At 73.3% G+C, this 14,527-nt stretch carries 12 protein-coding genes; 6 read left to right on the top strand and 6 right to left on the bottom strand.

The features are described from left to right. Positions 1 to 19: 19 nt before the first annotated feature. The gene (locus tag ABZ621_RS13075; protein WP_360603724.1) at positions 20 to 2,170 is read right to left on the bottom strand and encodes a helix-hairpin-helix domain-containing protein; all 2,151 of its coding nucleotides are present in this window, start codon (positions 2,168 to 2,170) and stop codon (positions 20 to 22) included. After that, on the bottom strand, positions 2,167 to 3,144 hold the full coding sequence (locus tag ABZ621_RS13080; protein ID WP_360603726.1) for an aldo/keto reductase: 978 nt from the start codon (positions 3,142 to 3,144) through the stop codon (positions 2,167 to 2,169). The genes ABZ621_RS13075 and ABZ621_RS13080 overlap by 4 nt, the downstream gene beginning before the upstream one ends. A 165-nt stretch (positions 3,145 to 3,309) precedes the next feature. On the opposite strand from ABZ621_RS13080, the gene ABZ621_RS13085 reads away from it, so the two are divergent. Next, positions 3,310 to 4,359, top strand: coding sequence for an LLM class F420-dependent oxidoreductase (locus tag ABZ621_RS13085; protein ID WP_360603728.1), 1,050 nt, complete (start codon positions 3,310 to 3,312; stop codon positions 4,357 to 4,359). Positions 4,360 to 4,567: 208 nt separating this feature from the next. Beyond that, entirely contained in the window at positions 4,568 to 5,353 is a 786-nt protein-coding gene (locus ABZ621_RS13090) for a ferritin-like domain-containing protein (RefSeq protein ID WP_360603730.1), read from the top strand. 49 nt (positions 5,354 to 5,402) lie between these two features. Here the strand turns inward: ABZ621_RS13090 and corA are convergent, their stop codons facing one another. Continuing rightward, a complete protein-coding gene (gene corA, locus ABZ621_RS13095; protein ID WP_360604140.1) occupies positions 5,403 to 6,395 on the bottom strand; it encodes a magnesium/cobalt transporter CorA in 993 nt (330 codons plus the stop codon). 134 nt (positions 6,396 to 6,529) lie between these two features. Between corA and ABZ621_RS13100 the strand changes: the two genes are divergently transcribed. From ABZ621_RS13100 to mshC, 4 genes are all read left to right on the top strand, one after another. Beyond that, the gene (locus ABZ621_RS13100) at positions 6,530 to 7,219 is read left to right on the top strand and encodes a histidine phosphatase family protein (protein WP_360603732.1); all 690 of its coding nucleotides are present in this window, start codon (positions 6,530 to 6,532) and stop codon (positions 7,217 to 7,219) included. 65 nt (positions 7,220 to 7,284) lie between these two features. After that, on the top strand, positions 7,285 to 7,875 hold the full coding sequence (locus tag ABZ621_RS13105; RefSeq protein WP_360603734.1) for a DUF3090 domain-containing protein: 591 nt from the start codon (positions 7,285 to 7,287) through the stop codon (positions 7,873 to 7,875). Further along, positions 7,872 to 8,675: an SCO1664 family protein gene (locus ABZ621_RS13110; RefSeq protein WP_360603736.1), complete on the top strand. Its 804-nt coding sequence runs from the start codon at positions 7,872 to 7,874 to the stop codon at positions 8,673 to 8,675. Before ABZ621_RS13105 ends, ABZ621_RS13110 begins: the two co-directional genes overlap by 4 nt. A 157-nt stretch (positions 8,676 to 8,832) precedes the next feature. Further along, a complete protein-coding gene (mshC, locus tag ABZ621_RS13115) occupies positions 8,833 to 10,062 on the top strand; it encodes a cysteine--1-D-myo-inosityl 2-amino-2-deoxy-alpha-D-glucopyranoside ligase (RefSeq protein WP_360603738.1) in 1,230 nt (409 codons plus the stop codon). Positions 10,063 to 10,112: 50 nt separating this feature from the next. Here the strand turns inward: mshC and ABZ621_RS13120 are convergent, their stop codons facing one another. The 3 genes from ABZ621_RS13120 to glpK all read right to left on the bottom strand — a co-directional run bounded on the left by ABZ621_RS13120 (position 10,113) and on the right by glpK (position 14,482). Next, on the bottom strand, positions 10,113 to 11,129 hold the full coding sequence (locus ABZ621_RS13120) for a PAC2 family protein (protein ID WP_360603740.1): 1,017 nt from the start codon (positions 11,127 to 11,129) through the stop codon (positions 10,113 to 10,115). A gap of 202 nt (positions 11,130 to 11,331) precedes the next feature. Continuing rightward, positions 11,332 to 12,939: a glycerol-3-phosphate dehydrogenase/oxidase gene (locus ABZ621_RS13125; protein WP_360603742.1), complete on the bottom strand. Its 1,608-nt coding sequence runs from the start codon at positions 12,937 to 12,939 to the stop codon at positions 11,332 to 11,334. A 16-nt stretch (positions 12,940 to 12,955) separates the two neighbouring features. Further along, positions 12,956 to 14,482 carry a glycerol kinase GlpK gene (glpK, locus tag ABZ621_RS13130; RefSeq protein WP_360604142.1) on the bottom strand — a complete coding sequence of 509 codons (1,527 nt, stop codon included), beginning with the start codon at positions 14,480 to 14,482 and terminating at the stop codon, positions 12,956 to 12,958. Positions 14,483 to 14,527 lie beyond the last annotated feature (45 nt).

A 14,527-nucleotide genomic window follows, 5' to 3' on the forward strand; every position in this document is an offset into this window, starting at 1 on the left:
GGCGTTCCGCCGTCCGTTCCTACTCCTCGTCGGACGCGGCGAGGAGGGCGATCAGCAGGGGGCGCAGCCGGGTCGTGCGCGCCGGGGCGAGGACCTCGGCCACCGAGCGGGGCAGCGCCTGGTCGACGCCGTGCACGACCGACAGATGGCGCTCGGCCCGGCCGAAGGCCGTGTAGACCCACGGCCGGCTCAGGCCCGGCGCCGCGTCGCCCGGCAGGACCACGACCACCGCGGGCCAGCGGCCGCCCGCCGCCTGGTGCGCGGTGAGGGCCCAGCCGTGCCGCAGCGCCGACTCCACCCGCTCCTTCGGTACGAGGACCTCGCCGTCGCCGGTGCGCAGGCGCAGGCCCTCGGCGTCGGCCCCGAGGACCGTGCCGGTCACCGTCCGGCCGGGCACCGGCGCGTACGCCACCCGGTCGCCCGGGTCGTAGCCGCCGAAGCGGCCGGGGCCGGGGTTCAGCCGCTGCTTCAGGGCCGTGTTCAGCGCGCGCGTCCCGGCCGAGCCGCCGTGGCCGACCGTGATCACCCGGGTCTGCTCGGGGGTGAGCCCGAAGGCGCGCGGCACCGAGTCGGCGACCAGCTGGACCGTGCGGTGCACGGCCTCGCCGGCGTCCCGCACGGGGACGATGACGACCTCCTTGCCGGGCGCCTCGACCTGGTTCAGCTCCCCGATGCCGATGCCCGAGACCAGTTCGCCCAGCGGGCCGGGGTCGGGGCGGCGGGAGGCCACCCGGGGGCAGACGCGGGCCGCCAGGGCGTCGGCGAAGACCGCGCCGGGACCGGCCGACCCGAGGACCTCCGGGTCGCCGCTGAGGACCAGCCGGCAGCCGTCGGGGAGGGCCTCGACGAGCATCGCGCCCGTCTCCACGTCCAGCTGCGGTGCGTCGAGGACCACCAGCAGGTCCAGGGCGAGGCAGCCCTCCTCGTCCCGGCCGGGACCGGCCGTCCCGGAGAGCAGCGCGGCGAGCGTCACGGCCGTCCCGGAGGCGCGGTCCTCCTCGCTCAGGCGCTCGGCGTCGTGCACGGCGACCAGGACCCGCAGGCCGTGCTCCCGGGCCGTGGCGGCGAGCTCCAGGGGCTCGGCGCGGGCGGCCTCGCCGCCGGTGTGCAGCACGAGACCGTGGCCGCCGACGGCCCGCTCCAGCTCGCCGCCGTCCCACTCCCGCGGGGTGACCGTGCGCACCAGCCGGGCGAGGCCGTCCGCGAGGCTCTCCTCGGCCAGGGCGTACCGGTCGAGCCCGAGCAGCGCCGGTTCCGCCGGCTCGTCGTCCTCCGGCCCGGCGCCCTCGGCGGCGGCCTCGCCCTCTCCGCCCTCTTCGTCCTCCTCGGGCTCTCCCGGAGCCTCGTCCTCCTCCTGGAAGACCAGGACGGCGCCCTCGGAGACGGCCGTGCCGACGGCCTTCTCGGGATCGGGGACCTGGTGCCGGGCGAGTCCGGCCGCCACCTCGTCGACGGTGAGCGCGGTGTGGCCCTGGAGGGCGGCGTGGTCGAGCAGCCACACGGTCAGGGCGACGGCCCGGCGGGGGTCGTCGGGGCCGCAGGCGCCGCCGAGCAGGGCCCGCGCGAAGCCGTCGGCCTGTTCCGGCCGCACCCCGGGGACGGCGAGGAGCCGCCACGGGTCCTCCGTCAGGGCCTCGGCGGCCTGTTCGCCGAGCGCACCGACGACCTGCCCGGCCAGCGCCTCGGGCGCGCCGCCCCGGGCCAGCACCTCGCGGACCCCGGCCAGGGCGCCTGCCGTGGGCGCGGCCGGCGCCGACGGGGCGGGCGGACGGACGGTGGTCTCGGGCGCCCGCGTGGGGCGCGGCGGCTCGGGCGCCGGAGCGAAGAAGGCGCCGCCGGACGCGGAGCCGCCCTCGACGGCCCGTACGGCGGCGAGCAGATCGGCGGCGGTGCCGCTGAGCTTGGCCCCGCTCGCCACGGGCCCGGACTTCTCGGCCTTCCGCGCCTCGATCCTGGCCCGCAGCTCCCGCTGGGCCGCCAGCTCCGCCTGCGCCTCGCTCACCTCCGGCGCGTCCTCCGTCGAGGCCTCGGAGGACTCGACGGCCTCGACGGCCTCGGAGGACTCGGCGGAGGCGTCGGCGGTTTCGGTCGCCTCGGCGGTCGTCGGCGCGTCCTCGTGGGTCACGTCCTCGGGTGCCTCGGGCGCGGTCTCCCCGGCAGGCTCGGTCACAAGGTGCTCCAGTCGTGATCCGGATAGCGGTGCACGGGCGCGGACACATCGTCCAAAGCCCGGCAGATCTCGTCAGGAAGACTAAGGCCCTCCACCGACAGCGCGGCCGTGAGCTGGCGTGCCGTGCGCGCGCCGACGATCGGGGCGGTCACGCCCGGCCGGTCCCTGACCCAGGCGAGCGCCACGTGCAGCGGGCTCGTGTTGAGCCCGTCGGCGGCGGTGCCGACGGCGTGCACGATCCGGCTCGCGGCCTCGTCGAGGTACGGCTCCACGAACGGCGCGAGCGCATCCGACGCGCCCCGGGAGTCGGCCGGGGTGCCGCCGCGGTACTTGCCGGTGAGCACGCCGCGTCCGAGCGGGGAGGAGGGCAGCAGGCCTATGCCGAGGTCGATGGCGGCCGGCAGCACCTCCCGCTCGACGCCCCGCTGGAGCAGCGAGTACTCCAGCTGCGCCCCGGCGAGCCGGGTGCGGTCGCCGGCCAGCTGCCAGGTGCCCGCCTTGGCGAGCTGCCAGCCGCAGAAGTTGGCCACGCCCGCGTACCGCGCCCGGCCGCTGCGTACCGCGATGTCGAGGGCCTGGAGGGACTCCTCCAGCGGGGTGAACGGGTCGTAGGCGTGCAGCTGCCACAGGTCGACGTGGTCCGTGCCGAGCCGGGCCAGGGAGGCGTCGAGGGCGGCGAGCAGGTGGCCGCGCGAGCCGTCGGTGCGGCGGTCGGGGTCCGGGACGCTGCCGGCCTTGGTGGACAGGACCAGGTCGCGGCGCGGCACCAGCCGCTCCATGAGCCGGCCCAGGAGGTACTCCGCCTCTCCGCCGCCGTACACGTCGGCGGTGTCCACGAGTGTGCCGCCCGCGTCCCAGAACGCCTTCAGCTGCGCGGCGGCGTCGTGCTCGTCGGTGTCCCGCCCCCAGGTGAGCGTGCCGAGCCCGATGCGCGAGACGCGCAGGCCGGTCCGTCCGAGATGCCTCTGCTCCATGGGCGGGACATTACTGGCCAGGGCACCACGCGCAGAGACCCTGTGGACGGAAGCTGTGGACAGAGACGGTGGACGACGGCGTGGCGCCCGGCCCCTGACGGATGCGGGAGGGGCGCGCTAGAGTCCCGACGAGAGACGTTACCGATGGGTAAGGGGTGCGTGGAAATGCGGCTCGGCATCAACCTCGGCTACTGGGGCGCCGGCATGGACGGCGACAACCTCGCCGTCGCCCAGGAGGCCGACCGGCTCGGCTACGACGTCTGCTGGGCGGCGGAGGCGTACGGCTCGGACGCGCCGACCGTGCTCTCCTGGGTCGCCGCGAAGACGGAGCGGATCGACGTCGGCTCGGCGATCATGCAGATCCCGGCACGCCAGCCCGCGATGACGGCGATGACCGCCGCCACCCTGGACTCGCTCTCCGGCGGCCGTTTCCGCCTCGGCCTGGGCGTCTCGGGGCCGCAGGTCTCCGAGGGCTGGTACGGCGTGAAGTTCGACAAGCCGCTGGCCCGCACCCGCGAGTACGTGGAGATCGTCCGCAAGGCGATGTCCCGCGAGCGCCTCACCCACGAGGGCGAGCACTGGACGCTGCCGCTGCCCGGCGGTCCCGGCAAGCCGATCAAGCTGACCGTCCACCCGCAGCGCGAGCACATCCCGCTGTACATCGCGGCGATCGGCCCGAAGAACCTGGAGCAGACCGGCGAGATCGCCGACGGCGCCCTGCTGATCTTCCCCTCGGCCGAGCACCTGGAGGAGACGGCGCTGCGGCCGCTGCGGGCGGGCCGCGAGAAGGCCGGCCTGACCATGGACGGCTTCGACGTCTGCCCGACGCTGCCGCTCGCCCTCGGCGAGGACGTCGACGCGCTCGCCGACGTCTTCCGGCCGTACACCGCCCTCTACGTGGGCGGCATGGGGAGCCGCAAGCAGAACTTCTACAACCAGCTCGCCCAGCGCATGGGGTACGAGAAGGAGGCCGCCGAGATCCAGGACAAGTACCTGGCCGGCGACAAGACGGGCGCCGCGGCGGCCGTGCCCCGCTCGCTGATCGACCAGACCGCCCTGCTCGGCACCGTCGACCGGATCGCGGACCGCATGACCGCCTACGCGGAGGCCGGTGTCACCACGCTGACCCTGGCCCCGGCCGGCTTCACCCTCGACGAGCGCCTCACCGCGCTGCGCGCGGGCGTCGACGCCCTGGAGCGGGCGGGTCTGGCGTAAGGAAGACTGCGGCCGTGGTGGGGGCTCGGGGGTCTTCCCCGCCACGGCCGTCATGCCGTTCAACGCGCCACCGCGCCCCCGGTTACGGCCCCGGCTCTCACTCTTTCGGCCGACACCGCGGAGCCCTCCTGTTGCCCCCCGTCCCGGACCGCATTTGACTCGGTCTCCCGGACGCGCGGAGTGCGGTCGTCCGCAGGGAGGTGCAGCGATGCTCACGGCCAAGAGCCTGTTCCAGGAAATCATCGACGACGACGAGGCCTTCCGGCTCTTCTGTTCGATCGCCGCCAGCGGCGAGTCGCAGGGCGGCTGGGAGAACGCCCGGATCGCCGCCCTCGTCGCCCCCGGCATGCGGGAGCTCGCGCCCAAGATCACCCGGCACGGCGCCGACGAGGACAAGCACGGGCGCATCTTCAACGCGCTGCTGCGCAAGCGGGGCCTCGAACCCGTCCCCGTACCGCCCGAGACCGACTACACGATGCTCCTCGAACGGCGCGGCATCGGGCTCGCCCACGAGAAGCTCCGCGGCGACCGGCCGCTGTCCGAGCGCGACGTCATCGTCTACCTCGCCCACAGCAGGGTCACCGAGCAGCGCGCGGCCGACCAGATGGACATGCTCGTCACCTACTTCGGCGACCACCCGGAGCTGGGCAAGGCCATCCACATGATCGACAACGACGAGGCCAACCACCTCGCCTACTGCCACGAGGAGCTGCTCCGGCTCGCCCGGGCCGGTCACGGCCGTCTCATCCAGACCACCCTGCGCGAGTCGGCCCTCGCCGAGATCCAGGTTTACCGGGACGTCAGCCTCGCCGTCATGGGCCACATGGGCCGGATCCTGAAGTGGCCGAAGCCCAAGGGCGCGGCGCTCGCCGCCGGCATCCACGGCATGTACGCCTACGAGCGCCTCGCCGGCTGGCACAAGATGATCAGCCTGAGGATGCCGGAGCGGCGCGACGCGCTGGGCGGCCCCGCCACCCCCGCACCCGCGTTCTGACATATTCCCGGCGGCGCGGCCGGCTTTCTTCCCGGAACCCGGCGTCCGCTCAGAGCCAGCCGCGCCGCTTGAACAGGCGGTACAGACCCGTCACGATCCCCGCCATCAGGAGGATCAGCGCCGGATACGACCACGCCCAGTGAAGTTCCGGCATGTGGTCGAAGTTCATGCCGTAGATGCCGGCGACCATCGTCGGCACCGCGGCCATCGCCGCCCAGGCCGAGATCTTCCGCATGTCGTCGTTCTGCCGCACCCCCATCTGCGCCAGATGCGCCGACAGCACGTCCGACAGCAGCCGGTCCAACCCCTCCACCTGCTCGTTCGCCCGCAGCAGATGGTCGTTGACGTCCCGGAAGAAGGGCTGCGACTCCTCGTTCACGAACGGCACCGCGCCCGCCGTCAGCCGGGCCATCGGCCCCGCCAGCGGCCCCGTCGCCCGACGGAACTCCAGGACCTGCCGCTTCGCCGTGTAGATCCGCTCCGCCGTGTTCGCCGTGCCCGTCCCGCCCGGCGCGAAGACGTCGGCCTCCAGCTCCTCCAGGTCCACCTGCAGCTCGCCCGCCACGTCCAGGTAGTGGTCCACCACCGCGTCACTCACCGCGTACAGCACCGCCGTCGGCCCGTGCCGCAGCACCTCCGGCTGGGTCTCCAGGCGCTTGCGCACCGCCGCCAGGGGCGCTCCCTCGCCGTGCCGGACCGTCACCACGAAGGAGTCGCCCAGGAAGAGCATCAGCTCGCCGGACGAGACCCGGTCGCTCTCCGGCTCGTAGTCCACGGGCTTCAGGACCGCGAAGAGGGAGTCGTCGTACACCTCCAGCTTGGGCCGCTGATGGGCCTTCAGAGCGTCCTCGACGGCCAGCGGGTGCAGCGCGAACTCCGAGGCCACGTGGTCGAACTCGGCCTCCGTCGGCTCGTAGAGACCCAGCCACAGGAAGGCGTGGCCGCTCTCCCGGGCCTCGGCGAGGGCGTGCGCGAGGTCGCTGCCGCATTCCGTCCGGCGCCCGTTGCGGTAGAGGGCAGAGTCGACGATCACGCGCCGTATTCTCCCCCGTCCCCTCCCGCCCCGCACGCGCGCGTGGCGTCCGGCTCGCACCGGACCGCTCCCGTACGCGCGCGTGCCGCCCCGCCCGGCGGGGACCACGCCCGCACGCGCGCGTGCGCCGTAGGCTGGCCGGCATGGCCACGCTCATCCTCGTCCGGCACGGACGCTCGACCGCCAACACCTCCGGACTGCTCGCCGGCCGCACGCCGGGCGTGGCGCTCGACGAGCGCGGCGCCGCCCAGGCCGCCGCCCTGCCCGCCAGGCTCGCCGGGATCCCGCTCGCCGCCGCCCTCTCCAGCCCCCTCCAGCGCTGCCGCGAGACCCTCCAGCCGCTCCTGGACGCCCGCCCCGAGCTGCCGCTCCACATCGAGGAGCGGGTCAACGAGTGCGACTACGGCGACTGGTCGGGACGCAAGCTCGCCGAGCTGAACGACGAACCGCTGATGGAGGTCGTCCAGGCGCACGCCTCCGCCGCCGCCTTCCCCGGCGGCGAGTCCATGCGCGCCATGCAGACCAGGGCCGTCGACGCCGTCCGCGACTGGAACGCCCGGATCGAGGCCGAACACGGCGAGGACGCCGTCTACGCCCTCTGCTCCCACGGCGACGTCATCAAGTCCCTCGTCGCCGACGCCCTCGGCCTCCACCTCGACCTCTTCCAGCGCATCCACGTCGACCCCTGCTCACTCACCGTGATCCGCTACACCCGGCTGCGCCCCTTCCTGGTCCGCCTCGGCGACACCGGGGACCTCGCCGCACTGGCCCCGCGCGAGACTCCGGGGGCCGGTGGGACGGCCGAGGTGGGGGGCGGCGCGGGCGCGCCGTGATCCCCGCGCAGTAGGGTGGACTCGCCGTTGCAGTACGACAGTCGACAGTCAAGGGAGCCGGGAGAGTGTCCCGTCAGGTGTTCCTCTACGACCCGCCGGAGCGCTTCGTGGCCGGTACGGTCGGGCTGCCTGGCCGCCGCACGTTCTTCCTCCAGGCGTCCGCGGCCGGCCGGGTCACCAGCGTCGCCCTGGAGAAGACCCAGGTGGCCGCACTCGCCGAGCGCATCGACGAGCTTCTCGACGAGGTCCTGCGCCGCACCGGGGGCAACGCCCCGGTCCCGGCCGTGGCCCCCGCCGACATCGCCGACACCGCCCCTCTCGACAGCCCCGTCGAGGAGGAGTTCCGGGTCGGCACCATGGCCCTCGCCTGGGACGGCGAGGAACAGCGCATGATCGTCGAGGCGCAGGCCCTGGTCGAGATGGACGTGGACTCCGAGGAGGACCTCGCCGCGGCCGAGGAGCGGCTGCTCCAGGACGAGGAGAACGGCCCGCCGATGCTCCGGGTCCGCCTCAGCGGGGCCCAGGCCCGCGCCTTCGCCAAGCGGGCCCTCGACGTGGTCAACGCCGGCCGGCCGCCGTGCCCGCTGTGCAGCCTTCCGCTGGACCCCGAGGGCCACGTCTGCCCCCGCCAGAACGGATACCGCCGCGGAGCATGAGCAGCCCCGAGTTCGCGCCGGACACCGAGCTGCTCGCCCGAGGTGAGCTGACCGTCCGGGGCCAGGTCCGCGAGGCCTCCAACGCGGTGCTCTACTGCACCGTCGCCCACGAGGGCCGCGAGGCCGCCTGCGTCTACAAGCCGGTCGCGGGGGAGCGCCCCCTGTGGGACTTCCCCGACGGCACCCTCGCCGAGCGCGAGGTCGCCGCGTACGAGCTCTCCGAGGCCACCGGGTGGGGCCTGGTCCCCCCGACGGTGCTGCGGGACGGCCCGTACGGCGAGGGCATGGTCCAGCTCTGGGTCGAGGCCGACCCGGAGGCCCGGCTCCTCGCCCTCACCGAGGACGAGGAGGCCGGCGAGGGCTGGAAGGCGATCGGCCCCGCCGAGGTGGGGGAGGGGCGCACCGCGCTCCTCGTCCACGCCGACACCCCCGAACTGCGCCGCCTCGCCGTCCTCGACGCGGTGATGAACAACGGCGACCGCAAGGGCGGCCATCTGCTCCCCGCACCAGGCGGCCGGCTCTACGGCATCGACCACGGCGTCTCCTTCCACGTGGACGACAAGCTGCGCACCCTGCTGTGGGGCTGGGCCGGCCAGGAGCTGCCCGCCGAGGCCACCGAGGTCCTGACCGGCCTCGGCCGCGCGCTGGCCCCCGGGGCGCCCCTCGCCACCCGGCTGGGGGAACTGCTCACGGCCGCCGAGGTGTCCGCCGTACGGCAGCGGGTGGCGGCGATGCTGACCACCGGGCGTCACCCGGAGCCGTCCGGGCAGTGGCCGGCGATCCCGTGGCCGCCGGTCTAGGAGCCGTACGGTTTCGGCCACATCGGATCCGCCCCCGGAGACCGCGCCGGACTTCCGTGGGGTGTGCACATACGCGGCTGACCCGCAAGAGTGCGTGATCGGACAAGATTCCGGATCCGGTTCGTATCCGGAAGAGCTGTCCGGTTACGCTCGGGTCATGCATGCCTGGCCCGCTTCCGAGGTCCCCGCCCTTCCCGGCAAGGGCCGCGACCTCCGGATCCACGACACCGCGACCGGCGGACGAGTGACCCTCGCCCCCGGTCCCGTCGCCCGTATCTACGTCTGCGGCATCACGCCCTACGACGCGACCCACATGGGTCACGCGGCGACCTACAACGCGTTCGACCTCGTGCAGCGCGTGTGGCTCGACACCAAGCGGCAGGTGCACTACGTCCAGAACGTCACGGACGTGGACGACCCGCTCCTGGAACGCGCCCTGCGGGACGACATCGACTGGACCGAACTCGCCGAGCGCGAGACCTCCCTCTTCCGCGAGGACATGACCGCCCTGCGGATGCTGCCGCCCCGGCACTACGTCGGCGCGGTCGAGTCGATACCGTCGATCATCCCGCTGGTCGAGCGGCTCCGGGACAACGGCGCGGCCTACGAGCTCGACGGCGACATCTACTTCTCCGTCGAGGCCGACCCGCACTTCGGAGAGGTGTCGCACTACGACACCGAGCTGATGCGCCACCTCTCCGCCGAGCGTGGCGGCGACCCCGAGCGGCCCGGAAAGAAGAACCCGCTCGACCCGATGCTGTGGATGGCCGCCCGCGAGGGTGAGCCCAGCTGGGACGGCGGCAGCCTCGGCCCCGGCCGCCCCGGCTGGCACATCGAGTGCGTCGCCATCGCCCTCGACCACCTCGGCATGGGCTTCGACGTGCAGGGCGGCGGATCCGACCTGATCTTCCCGCACCACGAGATGGGCGCCTCGCACGCCCAGACCCTCACGGGCGAGTTCCCCATGGCCAAGGCGTACGTCCACGCCGGCATGGTCGCCCTGCACGGCGAGAAGATGTCCAAGTCCAAGGGCAACCTGGTCTTCGTCTCCGCGCTCCGCCGCGAGGGCGTCGACCCGGCCGCCATCCGGCTCGCCCTCCTCGCCCACCACTACCGCGCCGACTGGGAGTGGACCGACCAGGTCCTCGCCGACGCCGTCGCCCGTCTCGACCGCTGGCGCGCCGCCGTCTCCCGGCCCGACGGCCCGTCCGCCGACGCCCTCGTCGAGGAGGTCCGCGAGGCGCTCTCCGACGACCTCGGCACCCCGGCCGCGCTCGCCGCGGTGGACCGCTGGGCCGCCCGCCAGGAGTCCGACGGCGGCACCGACGAGTCCGCCCCCGGCCTCGTCTCCCGCACGGTCGACGCGCTCCTCGGCGTCGCGCTGTAAGGCCGAGAGAAGAACGGAAGAGGGGGACGGCCCTGGCCGTCCCCCTCTTCTCATTCCTCGTCGGGCCCCTCAATCCGATCGGACTGATCGGACTGATCCGGCCGGTCGGGCTCCTCGGACTGTCCCGGCTTCGGCGGCCGGGTCCGGCCGCTGCCCGGATCCCGCAGGTACGAGGTGTCGCCGCTCTCCGTCGCCACCCCCGGACCACCGGGTCCCGGACCCTGGCCGGGGTCGCGCCGCCGCAGGTAGCGCTCGAACTCGCGGGCGATCGCCTCGCCCGAGGCCTCCGGCAGCTCGGCGGTGTCCCGCGCCTCCTCCAGCGTCTGCACGTACTCGGCGACCTCGCTGTCCTCCGCCGCCAGCTGGTCCACCCCCAGCTGCCAGGCGCGCGCGTCCTCGGGCAGCTCGCCCAGCGGGATCCGCAGCCCGATCAGGTCCTCCAGGCGGTTGAGCAGCGCCAGCGTCGCCTTCGGGTTCGGCGGCTGCGACACGTAGTGCGGCACCGCCGCCCACAGGCTCACCGCCGGCACGCCCGCGTGGGTGCACGCCTCCTGGAGGATGCCGACGATGCCCGTCGGACCCTCGTACCGGGTCTCCTCCAGGTCCATCGTCCGGGCCAGGTCCGGGTCGGAGGTGACGCCGCTGACCGGCACCGGGCGGGTGTGCGGGGTGTCGCCGAGCAGCGCGCCCAGGATCACCACCATCTCCACGCCCAGCTCGTGCGCGAAGCCCAGCAGCTCGTTGCAGAAGGAGCGCCAGCGCATCGAGGGCTCGATGCCCCGGACCAGGACCAGGTCGCGCGGCTTGTCGCCGCCGATCCGGACCACGGAGAGCCGGGTGGTCGGCCAGGTGATCTTCCGTACGCCGTTCTCCAGGAACACAGTCGGGCGGTTGACCTGGAAGTCGTAGTAGTCCTCGGCGTCGAGCGCCGCGAAGACCTCGCCCTTCCATTCCCGGTCCAGATGAGCGACCGCGGTGGAGGCGGCGTCGCCGGCGTCGTTCCAGCCCTCGAACGCGGCCACCATGACCGGGTCGATCAGCTCGGGTACCCCCTCGAGCTCGATCACCCAGCGCCTCCTTCTTCGAAGTTCGTGTCGTACGGACCAACCTTACGGCTTCCGGGTCGTCCGGCCGCAGCCCTCGGGCACGCCCGAAAACCCGTGCGGCCTTGATCGACTACCCAGGATCGGGGCCCCGCACACGGCGCGCGAGAGGGGCGGTCCACACCCTCCCCGGAGTGGACCGCCCCTCGGCTCGTGGCGCCGGTGACTACTCGGCGCGCAGCATCGCGTCGACCTCGGCGCGGATCTCGTCGGTGGCGAGGCCGCGGATGGTCAGGGTGGTGCGGCGGCGCAGCACGTCGTCGGCCGTCTCGGCCCACTCGTGGTCGCGGGCGTAGGCGACCTGCGCCCAGATCTCCGGGGCGTCCGGGTGGATCCGGCGGGCGAGCTCGGGGTTCTCGTTCGCCATCCGGGCGATGTCGAAGGAGAGCGAACCGTAGTGCGTGGCCAGGTGCTTGGCGGTGTCGGCGGCCATCCGCGGGCCGGGGGCCGGGCCGTCGACGAGCAGCCGGTGGGCGACCGCGTTCGGGTTGGCGATGCCGGGCAGCGGCAGCCGCTTCGGGAGCGTGGAGACGGACTCGTAGTCCTCGCCCAGCGGGTGGCCGGGGAGCGCCTCCAGCTTCTTCATGATGGTGCGGCCGATGTGGCGGAAGGTGGTCCACTTGCCGCCGGCGACCGACAGCATCCCGCCGCGGCCCTCGGTGACGACCGTCTCGCGCTTGGCCTTGGAGGTGTCGCCGGGGCCGCCCGGGAGCACCCGCAGGCCGGCGAAGGCGTAGGTGATGAGGGAGCGGTCGAGCTGCTGGTCGCGGATGGAGAAGGCGGCCTCGTCCAGGATCTGGGCGGTGTCCTTCTCGGTGACCGCGACCTCGCCCGGGTCGCCCTCGTACTCCTCGTCGGTGGTGCCGAGCAGGAGCATGTCCTCCCAGGGGAGGGCGAAGGTGATCCGGTACTTGTCGATCGGGGTGGCCAGCGCGGCCTTCCACGGGGCGGTCCGCTTGAGGACCAGGTGGGCGCCCTTGGAGAGGCGGATGGAGGGGGCCGCGTTGGGGTCCTCCATCCGGCGCAGGTGGTCGACCCAGGGGCCGGTGGCGTTGAGGACGAGCCGCGCGGTGACGCCGAACTCCTCGCCGGACATCCGGTCCCTGAGCTCGGCGCCGGTGACCCGGCCCTTGGTGAAGCGGAGCCCGGTGACCTCGGCGTGGTTGAGGACGACGGCGCCGGCGTCGACGGCCGCGCGGACCGTCATGAGCGCCATGCGGGCGTCGTTCATCTGGTCGTCGCCGTAGACGGCGACCGCCTTGAGGTTGTCGGTGCGCAGCTCGGGCACGTCCTGGGCCGCCTTGGCGGGGGAGAGGAGGTGGCCGACGCCGTCGCCGAAGGCGGAGAGCGCGGAGTACGCGAAGACGCCGGCGCCCAGCTTGGCGGCGCCGTGCGGGCCGCCCTTGTAGACGGGCAGGTAGAAGGTGAGCGGGTTGGACAGGTGGGGGGCGACCTGCCGGGAGACGGCGCGCCGCTCGAAGTGGTTCTCGGCGACGAGCTTCACCGCGCCGGTCTGCAGGTAGCGCAGGCCGCCGTGGAGGAGCTTGGAGGAGGCCGAGGAGGTGGCGCCGGCGAAGTCGCCGGCGTCCACCAGGGCCACCCGCAGACCGGACTGCGCGGCGTGCCAGGCGGTGGAGATGCCCAGGATGCCGCCGCCGATCACCAGCAGGTCGTACGTCGCCTTGGCAAGCTGCTCTCTGGTCTCGGCGCGGGTCGGAAGCGAGCCGGCGGCCGGGTGCGTTCCGAGGGCGGGAACGGTCTGCGGGGTGGTCATCTCGGTCTACTCCTCGTCACTTCTCTTCTTCGAGCCAGCCCATGGAGCGCTCCACGGCCTTGAGCCAGTTCTTGTACTCGCTGTCGCGCTTGTCGGCGTCCATGCGCGGGGTCCACTCCGCGGCACGGCGCCAGTTGGCGCGCAGCGCGTCGGTGTCGGGCCAGAAGCCGACGGCGAGACCGGCGGCGTAGGCGGCACCGAGGCAGGTGGTCTCGGCGACCATCGGGCGCACCACGGGGGCGTCCAGGAAGTCCGAGAGGGTCTGCATCAGCAGGTTGTTGGAGGTCATGCCGCCGTCGACCTTGAGCGCGGTCAGCTCGACGCCGGAGTCCTTGGTCATGGCGTCGGTGATCTCGCGGGTCTGCCAGGCGGTGGCCTCCAGGACGGCACGGGCGATGTGCGCCTTGGTGACGTACCGGGTGAGGCCGGCGATCACACCGCGGGCGTCGGAGCGCCAGTACGGGGCGAAGAGGCCGGAGAAGGCGGGCACGAAGTAGGCGCCGCCGTTGTCCTCGACGGAGGAGGCCAGGGTCTCGATCTCGGCGGCGGACTTGATCAGGCCCATCTGGTCGCGCATCCACTGGACGAGCGAGCCGGTGACGGCGATGGAGCCCTCCAGGGCGTAGACCGGCGCGGCGTCGCCGATCTGGTAGCCGACCGTGGTCAGCAGGCCGCTGTAGGAGTTGATGATCTTGTCACCGGTGTTCATCAGCATGAAGGTGCCGGTGCCGTACGTCGACTTGGCCTCGCCCTCGGCGAAACAGGTCTGGCCGAAGAGCGCGGCCTGCTGGTCGCCGAGCGCGGAGGCGACCGGGACGCCGTCGAGGACGCCGCCCTTGACCGTGCCGTACACCTCGGCGGAGGAGCGGATCTCGGGGAGGACGGCCGCCGGGATGTCGATGGACTGGAGGATGCGCTCGTCCCAGGCCATCTCGTGGAGGTTCATCAGGAGCGTGCGGGAGGCGTTGGTGACGTCGGTGACGTGGACGCCGCCCTGGGTGCCGCCGGTGAGGTTCCAGATGACCCAGGAGTCCATGGTGCCGAAGAGGATGTCGCCGCGCTCGGCGCGCTCGCGCAGGCCCTCGACGTTGTCGAGCAGCCAGCGGACCTTCGGGCCGGAGAAGTAGGAGGCGAGCGGGAGACCGGTCTCGCGGCGGAAGCGGTCCTGGCCGACGTTGCGGCCGAGCTCCTTGCAGAGGCCGTCGGTGCGGGTGTCCTGCCAGACGAGGGCGTTGTGGACGGGCTCGCCGGTGTTCTTGTCCCACATCAGCGTGGTCTCGCGCTGGTTGGTGATGCCGATGGCCTTGACGTCGGCGGCGGTGATGCCGGCCTTGACGATGGCGCCGGCGACGACCTCCTGGACGTTGGTCCAGATCTCGGTGGCGTCGTGCTCGACCCAGCCCGGCTTCGGGAAGATCTGCTCGTGCTCCTTCTGGTCGACCGAGACGATCCGGCCGTCCTTGTCGAAGACGATGCAGCGGGACGAGGTGGTGCCCTGGTCGATGGCGGCGATGAAGGGGCCGGCGGTGTGGGCGTCGGTCACGGTGTGCTCCATGGGAAGTCTGGGAAGGACGGCTCGGGGCTCTGT

Origin of the sequence: Streptomyces sp. NPDC007863 (assembly GCF_040633895.1) — a bacterium.
In the GTDB taxonomy this organism is placed as follows: Bacteria; Actinomycetota; Actinomycetes; order Streptomycetales; family Streptomycetaceae; genus Streptomyces.

What these genes read in the sequence shown, in the direction of transcription:
- mshC (WP_360603738.1), top strand. Translation starts at nt 8,833, where the DNA reads ATGCATGCCTGGCCCGCTTCCGAGGTCCCCGCCCTTCCCGGCAAGGGC.
- ABZ621_RS13085 (WP_360603728.1), top strand. Translation starts at nt 3,310, where the DNA reads ATGCGGCTCGGCATCAACCTCGGCTACTGGGGCGCCGGCATGGACGGC.
- ABZ621_RS13125 (WP_360603742.1), bottom strand. Translation starts at nt 12,939, where the DNA reads ATGACCACCCCGCAGACCGTTCCCGCCCTCGGAACGCACCCGGCCGCC.
- ABZ621_RS13100 (WP_360603732.1), top strand. Translation starts at nt 6,530, where the DNA reads ATGGCCACGCTCATCCTCGTCCGGCACGGACGCTCGACCGCCAACACC.
- ABZ621_RS13090 (WP_360603730.1), top strand. Translation starts at nt 4,568, where the DNA reads ATGCTCACGGCCAAGAGCCTGTTCCAGGAAATCATCGACGACGACGAG.
- ABZ621_RS13080 (WP_360603726.1), bottom strand. Translation starts at nt 3,144, where the DNA reads ATGGAGCAGAGGCATCTCGGACGGACCGGCCTGCGCGTCTCGCGCATC.
- ABZ621_RS13110 (WP_360603736.1), top strand. Translation starts at nt 7,872, where the DNA reads ATGAGCAGCCCCGAGTTCGCGCCGGACACCGAGCTGCTCGCCCGAGGT.